Source organism: Acinetobacter sp. RUH 2624 (assembly GCF_000162375.2).
Classification (GTDB): domain Bacteria; phylum Pseudomonadota; class Gammaproteobacteria; order Pseudomonadales; family Moraxellaceae; genus Acinetobacter; species Acinetobacter nosocomialis.
Genome location: NZ_KI391939.1, coordinates 1,672,416 through 1,692,803 on the forward strand (window position 1 = coordinate 1,672,416; position 20,388 = coordinate 1,692,803).

The window sequence follows — 20,388 nt, forward strand, 5'->3', positions numbered from 1 at the left end:
GCTTAGTAAAATTCTCAACTAAGCACTTTATTTTTTTAATTTCATGCCAAGATAGACATTAATACTGCAAAAGTGGAGTGAAAACTTTGGAAGCGCGCGTAATCGGTCTAGAAAAATTAGGGAAACACGATGTCGAACTCGTAGGTGGGAAAAACTCATCTTTGGGTGAAATGATCAGCCATTTATCAAATGCTGGTGTATCGGTACCTGGTGGTTTTGCAACAACTGCACAGGCCTATCGTGAGTTCTTAGACCAAAGCGGTCTTAACGCTCGAATTCAAGCAGAACTTGCACAGCTTAACGTTGATGACGTAAATGCACTTGCAGAAACAGGCGCTAAAATTCGTCAATGGATTGTAGAGACTCCACTCACTGCAACCTTAGAACAAGAAATTCGCGCCGCTTTTACAGAACTTTCTAACGGCAACCCTGATATCGCGGTTGCCGTTCGTTCATCTGCAACTGCTGAAGATTTACCAGATGCATCTTTCGCGGGACAACAAGAAACTTTCTTGAATATTCGCGGTATTGATAACGTACTTATCGCCATCAAAGAAGTATTTGCTTCTTTATATAATGACCGTGCTATTTCTTATCGTGTACACCAAGGCTTCGATCATGATGTTGTCGCATTATCTGCGGGTGTTCAACGTATGGTCCGTTCTGAAACTGGCGCTGCGGGTGTAATGTTTACCCTAGATACCGAGTCTGGTTTCCGTGATGTCGTATTCATTACTGCATCTTACGGTTTAGGTGAAATGGTTGTGCAAGGTGCGGTTAACCCTGATGAATTCTACCTTTCTAAACCATTATTAAATGCTGGAAAACATGCGGTATTACGCCGTAATCTTGGCTCTAAGCACCAGAAAATGATTTATGGTGAAGAAGGCTCAGCAGGTAAGTCTGTTGTTGTTGTCGACGTTGAAAAACAAGAACGTCAACAGTTCGCATTAAATGATCATGAATTACAAGAGTTAGCTAAACAAGCGCTTATTATTGAGCAACATTATGGCGCTCCGATGGATATTGAATGGGCAAAAGATGGTGACGATGGTCAAATCTATATTGTTCAAGCTCGTCCTGAAACCGTAAAAAGCCGCCAAAATGTTGGCACAATGGAACGTTACCTACTCAAGCAAAAAGGTACTGTACTTTGTGAAGGCCGTTCAATTGGGCAGCGTATCGGTTCTGGTAAAGTCCGTATTGTTAACTCAATTAAAGAAATGGACAAAGTACAAGACGGTGACGTACTTGTATCAGACATGACTGACCCAGATTGGGAACCAGTAATGAAACGTGCTGCGGCTATCATTACTAACCGTGGTGGTCGTACGTGTCATGCTGCAATTATTGCTCGTGAACTTGGTGTACCAGCAATTGTAGGTTGTGGTAACGCAACTGAAGTATTAACTGATGGTCAAGAAGTTACTGTTTCTTGTGCTGAAGGTGACACTGGTTTCATCTATGAAGGTGCATTAGATTTTGAAGTTCAGCGTAACTCTATTGAATCTATGCCTAAACTTTCATTCAAAATCATGATGAACGTAGGTAACCCTGACCGTGCCTTTGACTTTGCTCAAATTCCAAATGAAGGTATTGGTCTTGCTCGTTTAGAGTTCATTATTAACCGAATGATTGGGGTCCATCCTAAAGCCCTCCTTAACATTGAAAGCTTACCTCGTGAAACTCGTGCTGCTGTAATGACACGTACAGCTGGCTATGCATCACCTGTAGAATTCTATGTTGAAAAACTAGTTGAAGGTATTGCAACACTTGCAGCTGCTTTTGCTGATAAACCAGTCATTGTTCGTATGTCTGACTTTAAGTCAAACGAATATGCAAACCTTATTGGCGGTAAGTTATACGAGCCAGAAGAAGAAAACCCAATGCTTGGTTTCCGTGGTGCAAGCCGTTATGTTTCGGACAACTTCCGTGATTGTTTCGAACTTGAATGCCGCGCGCTTAAAAAAGTTCGTGATGAAATGGGTTTAACCAATATCCAAATCATGATTCCATTTGTGCGTACAGTATCTGAAGCAAAACGCGTGATTGAGTTGTTGGCTCAAAATGGCTTAAAGCGCGGCGAGAATGGATTAAAAGTCATCATGATGTGTGAATTACCAACTAACGCATTATTAGCTGAACAATTCCTTGAACACTTCGATGGTTTCTCTATCGGCTCTAACGATTTAACTCAATTAACACTTGGTCTTGATCGTGACTCTGGTATTGTTTCTCACTTATTCGATGAGCGCGATGCTGCTGTAAAAGCTCTTCTTTCTATGGCAATTCATGCTTGTCGTAAAGCCGGTAAATATGTCGGTATTTGCGGTCAAGGACCATCTGACCACCCTGACCTTGCAAAATGGCTAATGGAACAAGGTATTGAATCAGTGTCTTTAAACCCTGACTCAGTTTTAGATACATGGTTCTTCCTTGCTGAAGAAAAAATCAAGCAAATCTAATTTGTTATAGAAAAAGACCCATCCGTGGGTCTTTTTTCATCTTTAGAATAGAGAATTTTTACTTATGCAAATTTACTTGGCACGTAATAATCAACAAGCTGGGCCTTATACCTTAGAGCAACTAAATCAGATGTTGGCAAGCCAACAAGTTTTACTTACTGATTTAGCTTGGCATGAAGGCATGACAGAATGGAAAGCTTTAGGAGAATTAACCCAAGGTAAACTTGTATATCAACCTACGGGTTATTCTGCTTTTTCGGCAAATACAAATACGCCTTATAACGAGACTATCCAGCAAATTCGAGTCGAGACTAAGACACATGAGCTTGCTTCAATTTCATCTCGTGCGCTTGCAAAAATTATTGACTTATTACTTTGGTTACCTATTGCAGCCATTCCGTCTTTTTTCTTTAACGAAGCTCAATATAAACAACTTTTTGAGTTACAAAAACAGATGCAGTCTGCTGAAGTTGCATCAACCAAAGCAGCTGAACTTCAGCAGCAGCTTTTTACACTAATTCCAGTGGAAGCGTGGCATACAATGTTACTTTATGTAGTAATAATGCTCGCTATTCAAGCATTTTTGTTGACCAAGTTTGGGCAAAGTATTGGTAAAAAAATTGTCGGAATTAAAATTGTCGATGCTGAAACTAATGGTAAAGTTAATCTAACACGTATCTTCTTACTCAGAAGTATCGTTTTCATTATATTAAACTTACTATTTATGCCAATTAGTACAATTATTGACTATGCTTTTGCATTAGGACAAAAGCGACAGGCTTTACATGACAAAATTGCAAGAACAAAAGTGATCAAATGACAGTGAATGACTGATTCATTTAATGTCTAAAAAAAAGGAGGCGCCCCGCCTCCTTTTTTCTATAGAGAGTTGATATTTAAATAAAAGCTCCATCATAATTCGATACCCTACAAAAAAAATCGGGTTTTAAAACAATTATTTCAAGCTGCTTTACATGTAGCTTAGTTTGTCGATATGAGGCATAATGCCCTACAACGTAGCGGTGTCGCATCATTGAGAAGTCTAAATTTTAAGACTAGCGTTCTCAATCATGCGACACTTTAATCGCTATCCCATATTTAATTAGGGAATGGGACTCTTCACCGAGGTTGTAAAATGAGACAAACGATTTTAGCTGTATTGTCTTTATCAACGCTTGCCGCACTTTTGACTGGGTGTGGTGGTGATATGGTACTTCTAAACTCTAAAGGTCCAGTTGGTCAAGGTCAAAGTGACCTTATGATGACTGCGATCTATTTAATGTTACTCGTGGTGATTCCTTCAATCATCATGGCATTATGGTTTGGTTGGAAATATCGTGCGTCAAATAAAGATGCAGACTATAAACCTACATGGGCACACTCAACTGCAATTGAAGTTGTAGTATGGGGTATCCCTGTCATTATTATTGGTATTTTAGCTTGGTTAACTTGGTGGGGTTCCCACAAGTATGACCCATACCGTCCTTTAGAATCAGATAAAGCACCTTTAACTATTCAGGTTATTGCTGAACAGTTCAAGTGGATTTTTATTTATCCTGAACAAAACATTGCGACTGTTAACGAAGTACGTTTCCCAGAAAAAACTCCGTTAAGTTTCAAAATCACGTCTAACTTCACAATGAACTCATTCTTCATTCCACAGTTAGGTGGCCAGATTTACGCGATGGCAGGTATGCAAACTCACCTTCATTTGTTAGCAAATGAAACTGGTGTATATCGTGGTTTCTCTTCTAACTACTCAGGCTATGGTTTCTCTCAAATGCGTTTCAAAGCGCATAGCGTTACAGAGCAACAATTCAACGAATGGGTAGCAGCAGTTAAAGCTGGTAATGGTTCAACTATTAATCCAGAAGCAGTGCAAAAAGCTACGCTTGACCAAGCTGAATTGGCAACCTTACGTGATGGCGATCGTTCTAAGCACCAAATCGAGCATTTAGTCAATCGTGCTAAAGCTGCTGGTGATCAAGAAGCGCTTGCTAAAGCAGAAGCGATGAAACCGTTCCCGACTAAGCCACACCCTGTGACTTATTACTCTTCAGTTGAACCAAAACTGTTTGAAACAGTTATCAACCATTATATGAGTAACTATCATGGTGCTGACCACTCTGCTGGGCATGCAACAGCAGAAACTCATGCTGCAGCTGAACACGCTGCTCAAGGGGAATAAGACATGGATATGATTTTTGGTAAATTGGGTTGGGACTCTATCCCGACAGAGCCAATCGTACTTGTCACCATGGTCTTTATGGCACTTGGTGCAATTGCTGTGCTTGGCGGTATCACCTATTTCAAAAAATGGGGATATTTGTGGAAAGAATGGTTTACAACTGTAGATCATAAAAAAATTGGTATCATGTATATCATCGTATCTGTCGTCATGCTTTTGCGTGGTTTCGCCGATGCGATCATGATGCGTTTACAACTTTTCCTCGCTAAAGGCGGTGGTGAAGGTTATTTACATCCTGACCATTACGACCAGATCTTCACCGCACACGGTGTAATCATGATCTTCTTCGTAGCAATGGGTCTCGTTGTAGGTATGATGAACATCTCTGTTCCTTTACAGATTGGTGCTCGTGACGTTGCTTTCCCATTATTGAACTCTTTAAGCTTCTGGTTATTCGCTGGTGCTGCTGGTTTAATGATGCTTTCACTTGTATTAGGTGAATTTGCTGCGACTGGTTGGATGGCTTACCCTCCTCTGTCTGGTATTCAATATTCTCCTGGTGTAGGTGTTGACTACTATATCTGGGCACTTCAGGTTTCTGGCCTAGGTACGCTTTTATCCGGTGTTAACTTCTTCGTTACCATCATCAAGATGCGTGCACCTGGCATGAAATTAATGGACATGCCTATTTTCACGTGGACTTCACTTTGTACGGCAGTATTAATCATTGCATCATTCCCTGTATTAACAGGTACGCTTGCAATGCTTACATTAGACCGTTACTTTGGCTTCCATTTCTTCACAAATGAGCTTGGCGGTAGCCCAATGCTTTATGTGAACTTGATCTGGACATGGGGTCACCCTGAAGTATATATCTTGGTATTACCAGCATTTGGTTTATACTCAGAAATCGTTGCAACCTTCTCTCGTAAAGCGTTGTTCGGTTACAAGTCTATGGTGTATGCAACAATTGCAATTACTGTATTAGCATTCGTTGTATGGCTTCACCACTTCTTTACCATGGGTGCTGGTGCGAACGTTAACGCGTTCTTCGGTATCATGACCATGGTTATTGCGATTCCTACTGGTGTGAAAATCTTCTCTTGGTTATTCACCATGTATAAAGGTCGCATCACCTTTACTACTCCAATGTTATGGACGCTCGGCTTCCTTGTAACATTCGGTATCGGTGGTTTAACTGGTGTACTTATGGCTGTTCCGCCTGCGGACTTCTTGGTACACAACTCATTATTCTTGATCGCTCACTTCCATAACGTAATTATTGGTGGTGTGGTGTTTGGTATGTTTGCCGGCATCATTTACTACTGGCCAAAAATGTTTGGTTGGAAGCTCAATGAAGCTTGGGGTAAAGCTGCATTCTGGTTCTGGTTCTTTGGTTTCTATTTTGCATTCATGCCACTTTATATCCTTGGTTTCATGGGTATGACTCGTCGTTTGAATACATATGACAACCCTGAATGGGATCCATACCTTGCGATTGCATTATTTGGTGCTGTTCTTGTTGCGATTGGTATTGCATGTTTCTTAATGCAAATCATCGTTGGTTTCTTACAACGTCACCAAAACATGGACCACACAGGCGATCCATGGGATGCACGTACACTTGAATGGGCTACTTCTTCCCCTGCTCCATTCTACAACTTTGCGCATGAACCAGATGGTAGCGGTATTGACCGTTTCTGGACTGACAAAGAAAACGGTGTAGCATACGCACGTAATACTAAATATGAAGACATCCACATGCCGACTGATCGTGCTGCTGGTTTTGTCATTGCAATGTTCATTACTCTTCTTGGCTTTGCACTTATCTGGCATATTTGGTGGCTCGTTGTTGTTTCATTCGTTTCAGCTGTTATTAGCTTGATCGTAAGCTCATTCACTAAGAATGTTGATTACTATGTTCCAGCTGCTGAAGTTGAGCGTATTGAAAACGAACGCTATGCTTTACTTGAAAAACACTTGAAGAAGGACTAAGGAAATGGCTGAAGTACTTCATCACGACAACCATGGCCACGATGGTCATCATGAACATGATGATACAGATTTAACGGTCTTTGGTTTCTGGACATACTTGATGAGTGACTTGATTCTTTTCGGATCACTCTTCATTGCGTTCGCTGTATTAAGCAGTCATGTTCCAGCAGGGACTCCAAGTGCATATGACCTGTTCCATAATTCATTAGGCTACGTGTTAACTGAAACATTTGCCTTATTGATTTCATCGGTAACTTTCGGTTTTGCTGTACTTGCCTCTTATAAAAAGAATGTAAATCAAGTTATTACTTGGTTATTTATTACATTCCTTTTTGGTGCAACCTTCATCGGTATGGAGCTCTATGAATTCCATCACCTTGTAGAGGAAGGTCATGGTCCAACTCATAGTGCATTCTTGTCATCGTTCTTTACTTTGGTTGGTACGCACGGTATCCACGTAACTTCTGGTTTAGTGTGGATGTTGGTATTGATGTATCAAATCAAAACTAAAGGTTTGACTTTACCGAATACACGTCGTCTTGCTTGCTTAAGCTTGTTCTGGCACTTCCTTGACATCGTTTGGATCTGTGTATTCAGCGTCGTTTACTTACTGGGAGTTCTCTAATGAGTAGTCATGAGCATAATGCTGCTGGTGCGTCACACGGTAACTTTAAGCAATACACTGTAGGTTTTATTCTATCTGTTATCCTTACCATCATCCCATTCGGGATGGTGATGGCAGGCGGTTTCAGCCGTGGTCTTTTAGTTACAGTGATTGCAATTACTGCCGTTGCTCAGGTTCTTGTACAACTTGTGTACTTCTTACACATGAATACATCATCTGAACAACGTTGGAATATGATTGCATTTATCTACACGATCCTATGTATCGCTGTACTGTTAATCGGTTCTGTGTGGATTATGAATTATCTTCACTACAATATGATGATCTAAACTGATTGTCATGTTGAAAAAGTATTTATTCCTGACTAAACCAGGAATTCTCTTCGGTAATTTCGTTACCACTTTGGGCGGCTTCTTCTTAGCCGCCCAAGGCTCTATAGACATCTTATTATTATTGCTCACTCTCATTGGAACAACGTTAGTCGTTGCCTCAGGTTGTGTCGTCAATAATGTTATTGATCAAGATATTGATACAAAGATGCAGCGCACTCAAAACCGCGCACTTGTTAAAAAAACCATCTCTCCTACTGTTGCGCTTATATATGCGTTTGTACTTGGGATAATTGGTTTTAGCATTTTGTGGTTTGGTGTAAATGGTTACGCATTTTTGTTTGCAGTAATTGGTTTTGTTGTCTATGTCGGTTTTTATAGCTTGTGGACCAAACGTACCTCAATCCATCAAACCGTTATTGGTAGTATCTCCGGAGCGAGTCCTCCTGTTATTGGTTATACAGCGGTAACTCATCAATTTGATGTGGCAGCCTTGCTTTTGTTTTTAGCATACGGTTTATGGCAAATGCCTCACTCTTGGGCAATTGCAATTTATCGTTTTGATGATTACAAAAATGCAGGAATTCCAATTTTGCCTGTAGCACGTTCTATTTATCGTACGAAAATTGAATGTGTAATATATATCCTGTTATTTGCAGCTGTTTTGAACGGGTTATATTGTTTTGGTTATACCAATGTATTCTTTTTAATTACCTTTAATGCTTTAACTGCATACTGGTTCTATTTATCGATTATTGGATTCAAAGCCGAAAACGATCAACTTTGGGCTAAACGTTTTTTCCTCTACTCGGTCATATTAATTACCCTGTTAAGTTTGAGCTTTAGCTTTACCTATCAATCCCCTGCTCCAAATCTTCCTCTCTTTTAATTAAGGGAGGATTTCCTCCTCAAAAACAACTTTTCATATTTCTTATCAAAAGATTTGTTTTTAGTCTAATTTTTACCTATAATTCAGCCTTCGCATTTTTTGCGACGTAGCTATTTATATTTTAGCTATGACTCCTTGCTTCTAATTTTTTAGGGGCTGTTTAAACCGTAAGGAGCTGACAATGCGTCATTACGAAATCGTACTTTTGGTACATCCAGACCAAAGCGATCAAGTTGTAGGTATGGTTGAACGCTATATCTCTCAGATCAAAGAAGCTGATGGTCAAATTCACCGTTTAGAAGATTGGGGCCGTCGTCAATTGGCTTACCCAATTAACAAAATTCACAAAGCGCACTACATTCTTATGAATGTTGAATGTGGTCAAACTACGCTTGATGAGTTAGAAGAATTATTCCGTTATAACGACGCGATCATTCGTAACCTTATCATCCGTCGTGAACACGCAATCACTGAAGAGTCATTGCTTGCTAAGAGTGCTGAAGAAAAGCGTGCGCGTAAAGCTCAACGCGAAGAAGCACAGCAAGTTGCTCAAGAAGCTGAATAAGGAGAACATCAATGGCACGTTTTTACCGTCGTCGCAAGTTCTGCCGCTTTACAGCTGAGAATGTTGCGTACATCGACTACAAAGATATCGACACTTTAAAACAGTACATCACTGAAAACGGCAAGATTGTTCCTAGCCGTATCACTGGTACTAAAGCTCGTTATCAACGTCAATTAGCACTTGCTATCAAACAAGCTCGCTATTTGTCTTTGATTCCGTACACTGACAACCATAAGTGAGGTGATCTGTGGACGTTATCTTATTACAACGCATTAAGAACCTTGGTAAATTAGGCGATAAAGTATCAGTTAAAGCTGGTTACGGCCGTAACTTCCTTATCCCTCAAGGTAAAGCAGTTGCAGCTACTGAAGCTAACACTGCTGCTTTTGAAGCTCGTCGTGCTGAACTTGAGAAGCAAGAAGCTGAAGTATTAGCTGCTGCTCAAGCACGTGCTGAACAATTGAATGAAGTTAACATCGTTATCACTGCTAAAGCTGGTGACGAAGGTAAACTCTTCGGTTCTATCGGTACTCGTGACATCGCTGACGCGTTAACGAATGCTGGTCTTACAGTTGACCGTGCAGAAGTTCGTTTACCAAACGGTGCGCTTCGTCACACTGGTGAATTCAACATCGCAATCCAATTGCATCATGATGTTGTTGCAGAAGTTCTCGTTACTATCGTATCTGAGTAATTTCTCATCAAAAAAAGAGCATGCTCACGCATGCTCTTTTTTTATCTCTTAAATTTATGAAATAAAATTAGATATATTAATTCCTGATCAGTTCTTCAGTTTAATTGGTTTTTTAATTAGGTAGTTTATTTATTTTTGTTTTAAGATAGTTCTCGGCTTAAAACCCTTTTTTTGTGCACACATTTTATCATCAGGTCTAATTATGTCTCAGGCGAATGCCACTTCTTTAACGCTTTCATCTCCAACAGAAAATAAGACGAGTGAATCAGGCCAACTTAAAGAGTTTCGCACTCCCCCACACAATTTAGCCATTGAACAAGCAGTGCTTGCTGCATTGATGACCGTTGCTGAATCTTTTGAACAAATCAGTGACCTACTCAAAGAAAATGATTTTTATGCCACTCGTCATAAATATATTTACCGCGCAATTGAAAAATTAGCGCAGGAAAATTCACCTTATGATGCGGTCTTAGTGAATGACTGGCTTTTAAAACAAAACTTACTTGATGCTATTGGTGGTGAAGAATACTTAATGCAGCTTATGGCTGATTCACCTTCAAGTTTCTATAACCTTGAAACCTATGCAACCAAAATTAAAGAATTCTCTACACTACGCAGTATGATCAAGGTAAGTACTGAAATTTTACAAAATGCTTATGACACAAAAGGGCGTGGTGTTAGTGAAATTTTAGATTTAGCCGAAACCAGTATTTTCTCTTTAGCTGAACAGCACAATAACAATAAAAAAGATTCTGGCCCTAAAGCAATTAGCTCTGTAACAGCCGATGTAATTAGTAAACTTGATGAACTTTCAAAACTCGATGGCAATATTACTGGTTTAACTACTGGCTTCTTAGAACTCGATAATAAAACTTCCGGTATGCAACCTGGAGACTTAATTATTGTCGCGGCACGTCCGTCTATGGGTAAAACTACCTTTGCCATGAACTTGGTTGAAAGTGTTTTGCAATACAATAAACTCCCTGCTCTCGTATTCTCTATGGAGATGCCAGCCGACTCAATTGCAATGCGTCTAATCTCTGCAATGGGTAAAGTTCACCAAGGACATTTACGTTCAGGTAATTTAGATGCAGATGAGTGGACTAAAGTTACTGGTACTATTTTGCAGCTTCAACAAATGCATTTATACATTGATGATTCGTCAGCTTTACCACCAACAGAGGTTCGTGCCCGAGCTAGACGTATTGCAAAAATGCATGATGGTAAAATCGGCTGTATCATGGTCGATTATTTACAATTAATGAAAGTTCCGGGTATGGGCGATAACCGTGTTGGCGAGATCTCGGAAATTTCACGAAGCTTAAAAGCCTTGGCAAAAGAAATGCACTGTCCTGTGATTGCACTTTCCCAGCTTAACCGAAGTCTGGAAAACCGTCCAAATAAACGCCCAGTAATGTCCGACTTACGTGAATCGGGTGCGATTGAACAGGATGCCGACTTAATCATGTTCATTTACCGTGATGAAGTCTATAACAAAGAATCTAAAGAAGCAGGCACCGCAGAAATTATCATTGGTAAACAGCGTAACGGCCCTATTGGTACTGTTCGCCTTGCCTTTGAAGGTCAATATACTCGTTTTAGTAATCTCTCTCCTGAGTATTACAGCCAATATGATGATGAAGAATAAACTCTATCTCTAGCCCAAAGGAGTAAATGAGGGTGCGTCAAGCAACAGTTTATATTGATCGCCAAGCGCTTCAATATAATTTAAACCGTGTCAAACAACTCGCAGCAAATTCAAAAATCGTAAGTATGGTAAAAGCCAATGCTTACGGACATGGAGTCAAAGACTGTTTAGCAGCCTTAAATGCCTCAGATGCCTTTGGTGTCGCCTGCCTACAAGAAGGATTAGAAATCCGTGAACTTGGTTTCGAACAACCAGTTACTTTAATTGAAGGCGTATTTTCTGAAGATGAAATGCCCGTCGCAATTGAGCAAAAATTTGAATGTGTTATTCATCATCAACAACAGTTTGAATGGTTAATTAAACACAAACAAGCATACATTGCCCAAGGCTTAAAAGTATGGGTTAAATTAAATAGCGGTATGAACCGTTTAGGTTTTAAGAACCCAGAAGTTATTGAAATCATTAAAACTTTAAAATCTGAAGGATTTACCTGTGTACTTGCTATGCATTTTGCCAATGCAGATGTAGACCATCCTTTAAATGAACAACAAAAACAGCAATTTTTGCAAGTAAAACAAGCTTGTGAACCAGTTTTAGCATCTTGCTGTAATTCAGCGGCTATTTTTAAATGGCCAGAAATGAATTTTGACTATGTACGACCGGGTATTATGCTCTACGGTGCTTCACCTTTTGCAGATAAAACAGTACATGAGCTTGATTTAAAACCAGTCATGACTTTCACAGCAGAAGTTATCGCGTTAAATCATATTCAAGCTGGTGAACATGTGGGTTATGGTTCAACTTTTTGCGCTCAACAGGCTATGGATATTGCCATAGTTTCTATTGGCTATGGTGATGGTTATCCAAGAGCTTATGTTAAGCAAAACTTTGTCGCTATTGATGGCAAACTTTGTCCAGTTGTAGGACGTGTAAGTATGGATATGATAGCGATTGATGTCACAAATACTCAGGTAAAACTTGGTACCCAAGTGGAACTTTGGGGTAATCATCGTTTAGTTGATGACGTTGCTGAAGCTAACGGCACAATTGGTTATGAATTACTTTGCCGCTTAAGCACTCGTCCAGTCCGCCAAAGTACTTAATAATTTAGTAAATAAAAAATCCAAGCTTGCTTGGATTTTTTTATTTGAAATACCTTTTAACGCCAATAATCATCTGTAGGTTTAGGCATTTCCTGTAAACCACGACGTAAAGTATCCGACCACTGACGACTAATTTGTGAAAAATATGGATCATCTTCACTAATTCGTTTACCCATAGGAATCACAAAACTATCTCTGCTATAGACCAAGGCATCTAATGGTAAACCTACCGACACATTAGAACGCAGTGTTGAGTCAAATGAGATTAAACTACAGCGTAGAGCATCATCTAACGGCATTGCATAATATAAAGCACGATCTAAAATAGGCTTACCATATTTACTTTCACCAATTTGAAAGTAAGGCGTGTCGGTTGTAGCACAAATAAAATTACCTTGCGGATAAACATTATAAAGCTGCATATCACCGCCTTTAATTTGTCCACCCACCAAAATACTACAAGCATAATTCATTTGTTCTTGAGTATCTGAGCTAATATCTTCTAAAACATTTTTTAAAGTTTTACCGACTAAATCAGCCACTTCAAACATTGTATTAATACTATATAAATTAGGCTCTTGCTGCAAAGTAAGCGCATTTTGCAAATGCCCGATAACCGCTTGTGTCGTTGCTAAATTACCTGCTGTTTGCAAGGCAATAAAACGCTCTCCCGTTACACCGAAAGTATGAAGCTTACGAAATACAGAAATATGATCGACCCCTGCATTAGTTCGAGTGTCACTTATAAACACCAAACCCTGTTCTAATCTCAGCGCACAACAATAGGTCATTTCGTTCTCTTTACATTCAACAAGCCAACACTTGAACCACAGACATCATATTTTCAATACCACCCTGTTCTCGCACACCTCTAATTGGGGCAACATCAAGATAGTCCCGTCCAACTGCGAGATAAATATGATGCTTTGGCGTAAACAATTGATTGCTTACATCAAAACAATACCACTGATTATCTAAAAATACCTCCGCCCAAGCGTGACTGGCAAGGTGCGGATAATTTTGATCAAATAAATAACCAGAGACATAACGTGCTGGTAATTGTAACGCACGACACATGGCGATTAAAACATGTGCATGATCTTGACATACTCCTTGAGCTGCATGAAAGGCTTGCGTGGCAGTCGTATGAACAGATGTACTATCTGGTTGATATGGCATCTTTTGCAGAATATTTTCACTGAGCAAAGCAATGTGTTGTCGATCTTTGACGGTTACAATTTTCTGGGCAAAATCCAACATTTCAGAATCATATTGAGTGGCCGCTGTACTTTGAAGAAATATTTTTGATGGTATAGGTACATCTACTCCACCTATCTCTGTATTTAAAAGCTCAACAATACCCTGCGCCATAAAAGTAAGATGTTGGTATTCATAACGCTGCGTAGCGGTTAACCAAATATTATTAAAAATATCTCTTTTGAGTGTCTTATCACCTGGCACACTGATTGCCCAATTCACAACATGTTGATGCAGCGATGTTTGAGGCATCATCTTAATATACTGAATACTGTTTTTAGCAGTTTCAGTATAGTTATAATGCGTTTGATGATTAATCATCAATTTCATAATCATGCCTCGAACATATATTCCAGCTGCTGAGTAAAATTATAATAAGCATCCCAAGACGGATGATCTTTTAATAATTGCCAAGATTGATTTAGCTTCTCCCATCCTAAGTCATTCAGCTGTTGAAGCAATTTTTCTAGCTCCTGTAAAAGTCCCGTAAGGTCTTGCTGAAAACGTAGTTGTATATCTAATTGCTCTACTTTCTTTCCTAAATTCAGAAATAAGGCTATATCTTCATTTTCAGAATCAAGTATTTGATTACATTGAGCTAAAGCTTTATTTAATGAATCAGGATGAGCTTGAAGTGACTTAATCGCATGATTCAGTTCGGCATAAGCGCTAGAAGATAGTATCCCTCTTAACTCTTGAATATTATCTTTAGCAATCATGAACTGGTTCAGTAATGAATATGTTTGTTTCGTATCCAACATATAGCAGTTCAGTAATTCTGCTTGCTCAATGACCAGTCCAAATGCCGCTGCAAATTGAGTTGCTTTTTCATCATCGGTAAATGGTAAATGTGATACAGCAAATTTAATCCGCATTAAATAACGGCCCAACCAATAAATGTGGTGTGCACTCGAATTGAGTAAAACCATAAATTTCCTCTTTAACCGACTATTAGGAATGTAGCGTTTCAACGACCCATGTATCTTTAATGCCTCCTCCTTGTGAGGAATTTACGACTAAAGATCCTGCTTGCATGGCCACTCGTGTTAAGCCTCCCGGTACAATTTCAGTGCGATATGGGGAACTCAATACAAACGGACGTAAGTCGATGTGGCGCTCAGCCACTCCTGATGTCGTTAAAGTCGGTGCAACAGATAAAGCTAATGTTGGCTGTGCAATATATTCGTGTGGTGTAGCAATCAATTTTTTTCTAAATTCATCAATTTCACATGCACTCGCCTTAGGACCAATTAACATGCCATAACCACCAGACCCTTGAGCTTCCTTAATCACTAATTGATCTAGATGAGACAATACATAGTCTAAATGTTCTTTTTCTCGGCATTGATAAGTAGGGACATTCTTCAGAATTGGTGTTTCACCTAAATAATATTGAATCATCTGATCAACATACGGATAAATCGATTTATCATCGGCTACACCAGTACCAGGTGCATTTGCAATCACTACATTTTTTTGTAAATAAGCGGACATAAGACCTGCTACCCCTAGGGCACTATCAGGTCTAAAGGCAAGCGGATCTAAAAAATCATCATCTAACCGACGATAAATCACATCAACCTTTTGACGTCCACGAATTGTTTTTACAAAAACTTGATCATTTTCTACAAATAAATCTCGGTTAGTAACCAGTGGCACATCCATTTCACGCGCCAAAAAGGCATGTTCGTAATAAGCACTATTAAAACGCCCTGGTGTTAAAACTACGATAAAAGGACAATCAACTTCTGAGTTTTCTTGAAGTATTTCTTTTAATAAGCTTGGGTAATGTTCAATGCCTTGCAAATTATTTGCAGCACAAAGTTCAGGCATGAGTTGCTGACTAATATTTCTACATTCAATCATATAAGAGACGCCAGAAGGTGTTCTTAAATTATCTTCTAGTACAAAAAATTCACCTTCGCCATCTCGTATAATATCTATGCCGCTAATTTGAGAATAAATTTTACCTTTAAGCTTGTGCTTGAGCATGTGTGGCTGAAAAGCCTCATGACAAATAATATGATTTTCTGGAATTAACTGTTCCTTTAAAATATGTTGTCCATGATAAATATCATCTAAAAAATAGTTTAAAGCTTTAACTCGCTGTGCACATCCAGCTGCTATTTTTTCCCACTGTTTTTTTTCAATTACCCTCGGGATTAAATCAAAAGGAATGGTTCGCTCTACACCCTCTTTATCGCCGTAAACATTAAATGTAATACCGTGATAGAGAAAATGTTGTTTGGCCTCCGTATTTAACTGCTTAAGCTCATCTAAAGTTCGAATGCTCAACCATTGCTCAATTTTTTTAGAAGCAGCACCGTTAGATGTCACATCGTCTAGCATTTCGTTAAAAAACTGCGATTTTAGCTGTTCAAATAAGTTCGTTTGTACCGAAAGATTGTCCATAAACGAAGTCTGGTTAAGTAATGCGGTGGTCGCCTGCTCTTGTAAAAAATAATCAATATCGGCTTGTAGGTCTTTCTCTTGTTCTGACATAGCAACCTCGTCTTATCATTTATCTATATTTCATTTTTAAATAAGCAATTTCAGTGCCACTTATATATCTATAATGCTTATTGGCTTTCATTGTTATAACTTTCTTTTAAATTTTAGCATTGATTGTAAAAGGTGCCATAAACCGAATCTGACAAACTTGCTAAATGTGTAAAGTTTTTTTATTGTGTTGACACCAAAGCAATTGGATATAGATGTATTACGCTTATGTCTGTAATAGAAAAAGAAACTTCAAATAGTTTATATCGCCAGTGGCAGATTCTATCTCGCCTTCCTACCGGTAAATGGATCGGGACTCGAGAATTGCAAGAAATGCTTGAGCGTGAAGGTATCGAAATCAGTTTAAGGACAATTCAGCGTGATTTAAATCAAATTGCTCAGCGTTTTCCAATTGAAAGTAATAAAGCTGTGCCTCAAGGCTGGCGGTGGCAATCAGATGCACCAATTCAAAGCTTACCGCATATGACAAGCTCTCAAGCAGTAACCTTTATGATGGTTGAAGAACATCTCAAACATTTGCTCCCACCAAGTCTACTTGATGAGATGGGTCCTTGGTTTGACTTAGCAAAACGTAGTCTGTCTACACAAAATAATGTAAGACAATGGATTAATCGTGTCCGTATTGTGCCAGCAAGCCAACCACTGATTCCACCTGTAGTCGACCGTGCTGCTCAACAAGCAATTTACGAAGGCTTACTGCAAGACAAACAAATTGAGTGTGTTTATCAAGCCCGTGTAAATCAAGGCGAAGATAAAACTTATATTTTAAATCCGCTTGCATTGGTCCAAAAAGGTGCTGTTATTTATTTAATTTGCACCCGCCATGATAAAACCGAAGTACAAACCTTTGCCCTACACCGCTTCAAATCCGCTAAGGTTTTAGAAAGTCGTGCGCTCCACCCCGTTAATTTTGATATTGATCACTATATTGACTCGGGTGCTTTAGGTTTCAGGGTAGACTACAACCAACCTACTGAATTGATACAGCTCACCTTAACCATGACTGAACAAACTGCCAAAACTTTTTATGAAAGTCAGTTAAGTAAAGATCAGACAATTACTCCAATTGAAGAAAACATTGTCGAAGTTACGGCAACTGTTCCTTTTACATCTCAACTCGTCTGGTGGTTACGAAGTTTCGGTAAAAAGTTGCTCCATATTGAACCAGTTCAAGTACACAATGCAGTACGAGAAATTGAACCTGATAACAAATGACTAGATATAAAAAAGAGAACCGTCAGGTTCTCTTTAGATTTTGAATAATAATTTTCTTAATTTTATATTAGTATTTATAGTTTTATTTATTTTCAGATCATTCTGTTCTCCTCCACCAAAATGATCTGCTTCTTCTTTTGCGCTATGTTGAACATGAGCATTGGCATGCCAAATCATATCCATTATAGCGAATTGATTTCATTGTCATGTTTAAAGCCCTCTTGTTTGAACGTGAATTCAATATAACGTTCGTTTTAAAACATGTGAAATAAGAAAAAAAGGAAGTGAAATCTATTTTCTTCCTTAGGAAGTTTCCATATATTTTTTGATAAGAAAATAAAAAGCCCAGTCTTAACTGGGCTTTTTTAATTACTAAATGATTAAGCTGTTTTTTTGACCATGTTATTTTTACGAATCGTGATCATTACAAGTTGAACAGCTGCTGGGGTAACACCAGGAATACGACTTGCTTGAGCCAATGTTTCCGGACGCACAGTTTTTAACTTCTGAGTAATTTCACGAGATAAACCTGAAACAACATCATAATCAAAATCGGCAGGAATCTTGGTTTCTTCAAGACGCTTTAACTGAGCTACATCTTCATGCTGACGGTTAATATAACCTTCATATTTAACCGCGATCTCGATTTGCTCACCCACTTGTTCTGAAACTTCTGAACCCGTAAGTTCTGCGATTTGAGCAAAACTAATATTAGGACGTTTGAGTAAATCAATCGCACTACATTCTTTACTCAAGTCAGCACCAGTCATTTCGACAAACTTTTTACCCATTGGGTTATTAGGCGCTGCCCATAAATGCTGTAATCGAGATGTTTCACGTTCAACTGCTTCCATTTTTTCACAATAAGCAGCCCAACGAACATCATCAACTAAACCAAGCTCACGACCAATAGTTGTTAAACGTTGATCGGCATTATCTTCACGTAACATCAAACGATATTCCGCACGTGAAGTGAACATGCGGTATGGTTCTTTCGTACCCAAGGTGATCAAATCGTCAACCAATACGCCCATATAAGCTTGGTCACGTTTCGGTGTCCATTCTTCTTGCTCCCAGGCACGGCGAGCAGCATTTAGACCTGCAAGTAAACCTTGGGCACCAGCTTCTTCATAACCGGTAGTACCATTAATTTGACCAGCAAAATACAAGCCGTTAATAGCTTTGGTTTCAAGGGTAAATTTCAATGCTTGCGGATTAAAATAGTCATATTCAATTGCGTAGCCCGGACGCAAAATGTGGGCATTTTCCATACCACGAATTGAGCGTACAAGTTCAAACTGAACATCAAATGGTAATGAAGTCGAAATACCATTTGGATAAAGCTCATGTGTATCAAGACCTTCTGGCTCTAAAAACACCTGATGTGAGTCTTTATCAGAAAAACGATGAATTTTGTCTTCAATTGATGGGCAGTAACGTGGACCTACACCCTCAATAACCCCGGTATACATTGGTGAACGATCTAAACCACCACGGATAATGTCATGGGTTTTTTCATTGGTATGTGTGATATAGCAGTTCACTTGTTCAGGATGCATTGAAGCATCCCCCATAAATGACATCACCGGAGATGGGAAGTCACCTGGTTGTGGTGTCATAACAGAGAAGTCAACTGAACGGGCATCAATACGCGGTGGAGTACCTGTTTTTAAACGACCTACTGGTAGTTTTAATTCACGCAGACGCTGAGCAAGAGCAATAGAAGGAGGATCTCCTGCACGACCACCGCTTGATTTTTCTAAACCAACGTGAATAACACCACCCAAGAATGTACCTGTAGTCAATACAACAGTTTTTGCATCAAAGCGAATACCCATTTGGGTCACAACACCCTTAACGGTATCGCCTTCCACAATCAGGTCATCGGCCGCTTGTTGGAAAATATCAAGATTTGCTTGGTTTTCTAATGTCTCGCGAATAGCAGCTTTATAACGGACACGGTCTGCCTGAGCACGTGTTGCACGCACTGCGGCACCTTTACGCGAGTTTAAAATACGGAATTGAATACCGCCTTTATCGGCAGCTAATGCCATTGCACCACCAAGTGCATCAATTTCACGTACTAAGTGTGATTTACCAATACCACCAATTGCTGGGTTACAGCTCATCTGACCCAAAGTCTCAATGTTATGGGTCAAAAGCAAAGTCTGTCGTCCCATACGCGCCGCAGCAAGTGCCGCTTCCGTACCTGCGTGACCGCCACCGATAACGATAACATCATAAACTTTAGGATAGTGCATGAGTACAAAAACACCAGAAAAAAAAGACGGAACATTATAGCAAAATTATCTGCTTATTGATGTACATAATTACAAAATTGTCATCACATGATTTACGCTACACCACATGTTTTGACATTTTGTTTCAGGAATTCAATACAAAGTGAATGTTTTTAAAAATTTTTCATTCTAGAATAAAAAACGTACAGCACTTCTACGACTTTAAAATTAACGCAACGAGAAGGAACACAAAATGAAAACGACCATGTTAAAAATCTTAACTGCATCTCTCCTTTGTTTTTCAGGCGTAACGTTGACCCACGCTGCGACTAATCATAATGCCAAATCGACTCATACTACTAAATCGAGTCATACTGCTAAAACAAGCAAGCATGCTGCAGAGTCAGGTACATCAGTAACGCAAAAAGAACTGAGAGCTTGTGCTAAAAAACGTCAGGGTGATTGGGTTTCTTACAGCCATAATGGTGCAACCTTCAATGGTACTTGCCAACCAAACGAAAATGGCAAACTACAATTTAAGGCCCCTGCTCCCTAATATAGTTTGAACCTAAGGTATAGAAAAAAGTTTTAATTTTTCTATAACACAGCGAAATTTTCAAAAAGCGGTCCATTAAAGATGGGCCGTTTTCTTTTT

General features: G+C 39.2%; 20 protein-coding genes. 14 read left to right on the forward strand and 6 right to left on the reverse strand.

Going from position 1 to position 20,388, the window contains the following annotated elements:
* Positions 1-77: 77 nt before the first annotated feature.
* The 12 genes from ppsA to alr all read left to right on the forward strand — a co-directional run bounded on the left by ppsA (position 78) and on the right by alr (position 12,501).
* Positions 78-2,465 (forward strand): phosphoenolpyruvate synthase, encoded by a 2,388-nt coding sequence (gene ppsA, locus HMPREF0014_RS14565; protein ID WP_170318176.1) that lies wholly within the window; start codon positions 78-80, stop codon positions 2,463-2,465.
* Between the two features lie 64 nt (positions 2,466-2,529).
* Entirely contained in the window at positions 2,530-3,285 is a 756-nt protein-coding gene (locus HMPREF0014_RS14570) for an RDD family protein (RefSeq protein ID WP_002049111.1), read from the forward strand.
* Between the two features lie 315 nt (positions 3,286-3,600).
* Positions 3,601-4,653, forward strand: a complete 1,053-nt coding sequence (gene cyoA, locus HMPREF0014_RS14575) for a ubiquinol oxidase subunit II (protein WP_002049341.1) — start codon at positions 3,601-3,603, stop codon at positions 4,651-4,653.
* A 3-nt stretch (positions 4,654-4,656) separates the two neighbouring features.
* The gene (cyoB, locus tag HMPREF0014_RS14580) at positions 4,657-6,648 is read left to right on the forward strand and encodes a cytochrome o ubiquinol oxidase subunit I (RefSeq protein WP_002049358.1); all 1,992 of its coding nucleotides are present in this window, start codon (positions 4,657-4,659) and stop codon (positions 6,646-6,648) included.
* Positions 6,649-6,652: 4 nt separating this feature from the next.
* Positions 6,653-7,273, forward strand: a complete 621-nt coding sequence (gene cyoC, locus HMPREF0014_RS14585) for a cytochrome o ubiquinol oxidase subunit III (protein WP_002049203.1) — start codon at positions 6,653-6,655, stop codon at positions 7,271-7,273.
* Positions 7,273-7,602 (forward strand): cytochrome o ubiquinol oxidase subunit IV, encoded by a 330-nt coding sequence (locus HMPREF0014_RS14590; protein WP_000094534.1) that lies wholly within the window; start codon positions 7,273-7,275, stop codon positions 7,600-7,602. Before cyoC ends, HMPREF0014_RS14590 begins: the two co-directional genes overlap by 1 nt.
* Positions 7,603-7,612: 10 nt before the next feature.
* Positions 7,613-8,491 (forward strand): heme o synthase, encoded by an 879-nt coding sequence (gene cyoE / locus HMPREF0014_RS14595; protein ID WP_004886446.1) that lies wholly within the window; start codon positions 7,613-7,615, stop codon positions 8,489-8,491.
* Between the two features lie 181 nt (positions 8,492-8,672).
* The gene (rpsF, locus tag HMPREF0014_RS14600; RefSeq protein WP_002049107.1) at positions 8,673-9,056 is read left to right on the forward strand and encodes a 30S ribosomal protein S6; all 384 of its coding nucleotides are present in this window, start codon (positions 8,673-8,675) and stop codon (positions 9,054-9,056) included.
* Between the two features lie 11 nt (positions 9,057-9,067).
* Positions 9,068-9,295: a 30S ribosomal protein S18 gene (rpsR, locus tag HMPREF0014_RS14605; RefSeq protein ID WP_000090661.1), complete on the forward strand. Its 228-nt coding sequence runs from the start codon at positions 9,068-9,070 to the stop codon at positions 9,293-9,295.
* 8 nt (positions 9,296-9,303) lie between these two features.
* Positions 9,304-9,750, forward strand: a complete 447-nt coding sequence (gene rplI, locus HMPREF0014_RS14610) for a 50S ribosomal protein L9 (RefSeq protein WP_000382591.1) — start codon at positions 9,304-9,306, stop codon at positions 9,748-9,750.
* A 202-nt stretch (positions 9,751-9,952) separates the two neighbouring features.
* Positions 9,953-11,398: a replicative DNA helicase gene (gene dnaB / locus HMPREF0014_RS14615; protein ID WP_002049228.1), complete on the forward strand. Its 1,446-nt coding sequence runs from the start codon at positions 9,953-9,955 to the stop codon at positions 11,396-11,398.
* Between the two features lie 32 nt (positions 11,399-11,430).
* Positions 11,431-12,501 carry an alanine racemase gene (gene alr, locus HMPREF0014_RS14620; RefSeq protein WP_006580568.1) on the forward strand — a complete coding sequence of 357 codons (1,071 nt, stop codon included), beginning with the start codon at positions 11,431-11,433 and terminating at the stop codon, positions 12,499-12,501.
* Positions 12,502-12,557: 56 nt separating this feature from the next.
* Here the strand turns inward: alr and HMPREF0014_RS14625 are convergent, their stop codons facing one another.
* The 4 genes from HMPREF0014_RS14625 to HMPREF0014_RS14640 are packed head-to-tail and all read right to left on the reverse strand — an operon-like array spanning position 12,558 to position 16,260.
* Positions 12,558-13,292 carry a proteasome-type protease gene (locus HMPREF0014_RS14625; RefSeq protein ID WP_002049189.1) on the reverse strand — a complete coding sequence of 245 codons (735 nt, stop codon included), beginning with the start codon at positions 13,290-13,292 and terminating at the stop codon, positions 12,558-12,560.
* A gap of 16 nt (positions 13,293-13,308) precedes the next feature.
* Positions 13,309-14,088 carry a transglutaminase family protein gene (locus HMPREF0014_RS14630; RefSeq protein ID WP_004886437.1) on the reverse strand — a complete coding sequence of 260 codons (780 nt, stop codon included), beginning with the start codon at positions 14,086-14,088 and terminating at the stop codon, positions 13,309-13,311.
* Positions 14,089-14,090: 2 nt separating this feature from the next.
* Positions 14,091-14,687, reverse strand: coding sequence for an alpha-E domain-containing protein (locus HMPREF0014_RS14635; RefSeq protein ID WP_002049176.1), 597 nt, complete (start codon positions 14,685-14,687; stop codon positions 14,091-14,093).
* A 22-nt stretch (positions 14,688-14,709) separates the two neighbouring features.
* Positions 14,710-16,260 carry a circularly permuted type 2 ATP-grasp protein gene (locus HMPREF0014_RS14640; protein ID WP_004886434.1) on the reverse strand — a complete coding sequence of 517 codons (1,551 nt, stop codon included), beginning with the start codon at positions 16,258-16,260 and terminating at the stop codon, positions 14,710-14,712.
* A 225-nt stretch (positions 16,261-16,485) separates the two neighbouring features.
* On the opposite strand from HMPREF0014_RS14640, the gene HMPREF0014_RS26285 reads away from it, so the two are divergent.
* Positions 16,486-17,493 carry a WYL domain-containing protein gene (locus tag HMPREF0014_RS26285; RefSeq protein ID WP_002049181.1) on the forward strand — a complete coding sequence of 336 codons (1,008 nt, stop codon included), beginning with the start codon at positions 16,486-16,488 and terminating at the stop codon, positions 17,491-17,493.
* 33 nt (positions 17,494-17,526) lie between these two features.
* Here HMPREF0014_RS26285 and HMPREF0014_RS26085 read toward each other — a convergent pair whose 3' ends face one another.
* Positions 17,527-17,676: a hypothetical protein gene (locus HMPREF0014_RS26085; RefSeq protein WP_002049353.1), complete on the reverse strand. Its 150-nt coding sequence runs from the start codon at positions 17,674-17,676 to the stop codon at positions 17,527-17,529.
* Between the two features lie 197 nt (positions 17,677-17,873).
* Complete coding sequence (gene mnmG, locus HMPREF0014_RS14650; protein WP_004886430.1) at positions 17,874-19,754, reverse strand: tRNA uridine-5-carboxymethylaminomethyl(34) synthesis enzyme MnmG; 1,881 nt, start codon at positions 19,752-19,754, stop codon at positions 17,874-17,876.
* A gap of 232 nt (positions 19,755-19,986) precedes the next feature.
* Here mnmG and HMPREF0014_RS14655 point away from each other — a divergent pair, with 232 nt between their 5' ends.
* A complete protein-coding gene (locus HMPREF0014_RS14655) occupies positions 19,987-20,289 on the forward strand; it encodes a hypothetical protein (protein ID WP_002049150.1) in 303 nt (100 codons plus the stop codon).
* The last annotated feature ends 99 nt before the right edge of the window (positions 20,290-20,388 follow it).

Coding starts and splice junctions, on each gene's coding strand:
- rpsR (WP_000090661.1), top strand. CDS start 9,068: ATGGCACGTTTTTACCGTCGTCGCAAGTTCTGCCGCTTTACAGCTGAG.
- cyoE (WP_004886446.1), top strand. CDS start 7,613: ATGTTGAAAAAGTATTTATTCCTGACTAAACCAGGAATTCTCTTCGGT.
- cyoB (WP_002049358.1), top strand. CDS start 4,657: ATGGATATGATTTTTGGTAAATTGGGTTGGGACTCTATCCCGACAGAG.
- HMPREF0014_RS14630 (WP_004886437.1), bottom strand. CDS start 14,088: ATGAAATTGATGATTAATCATCAAACGCATTATAACTATACTGAAACT.
- rpsF (WP_002049107.1), top strand. CDS start 8,673: ATGCGTCATTACGAAATCGTACTTTTGGTACATCCAGACCAAAGCGAT.
- HMPREF0014_RS14635 (WP_002049176.1), bottom strand. CDS start 14,687: ATGGTTTTACTCAATTCGAGTGCACACCACATTTATTGGTTGGGCCGT.
- mnmG (WP_004886430.1), bottom strand. CDS start 19,754: ATGCACTATCCTAAAGTTTATGATGTTATCGTTATCGGTGGCGGTCAC.
- dnaB (WP_002049228.1), top strand. CDS start 9,953: ATGTCTCAGGCGAATGCCACTTCTTTAACGCTTTCATCTCCAACAGAA.
- HMPREF0014_RS14590 (WP_000094534.1), top strand. CDS start 7,273: ATGAGTAGTCATGAGCATAATGCTGCTGGTGCGTCACACGGTAACTTT.
- HMPREF0014_RS26085 (WP_002049353.1), bottom strand. CDS start 17,676: ATGGATATGATTTGGCATGCCAATGCTCATGTTCAACATAGCGCAAAA.
- cyoC (WP_002049203.1), top strand. CDS start 6,653: ATGGCTGAAGTACTTCATCACGACAACCATGGCCACGATGGTCATCAT.
- cyoA (WP_002049341.1), top strand. CDS start 3,601: ATGAGACAAACGATTTTAGCTGTATTGTCTTTATCAACGCTTGCCGCA.
- HMPREF0014_RS14625 (WP_002049189.1), bottom strand. CDS start 13,292: ATGACCTATTGTTGTGCGCTGAGATTAGAACAGGGTTTGGTGTTTATA.
- HMPREF0014_RS26285 (WP_002049181.1), top strand. CDS start 16,486: ATGTCTGTAATAGAAAAAGAAACTTCAAATAGTTTATATCGCCAGTGG.
- HMPREF0014_RS14570 (WP_002049111.1), top strand. CDS start 2,530: ATGCAAATTTACTTGGCACGTAATAATCAACAAGCTGGGCCTTATACC.
- HMPREF0014_RS14655 (WP_002049150.1), top strand. CDS start 19,987: ATGAAAACGACCATGTTAAAAATCTTAACTGCATCTCTCCTTTGTTTT.
- HMPREF0014_RS14640 (WP_004886434.1), bottom strand. CDS start 16,260: ATGTCAGAACAAGAGAAAGACCTACAAGCCGATATTGATTATTTTTTA.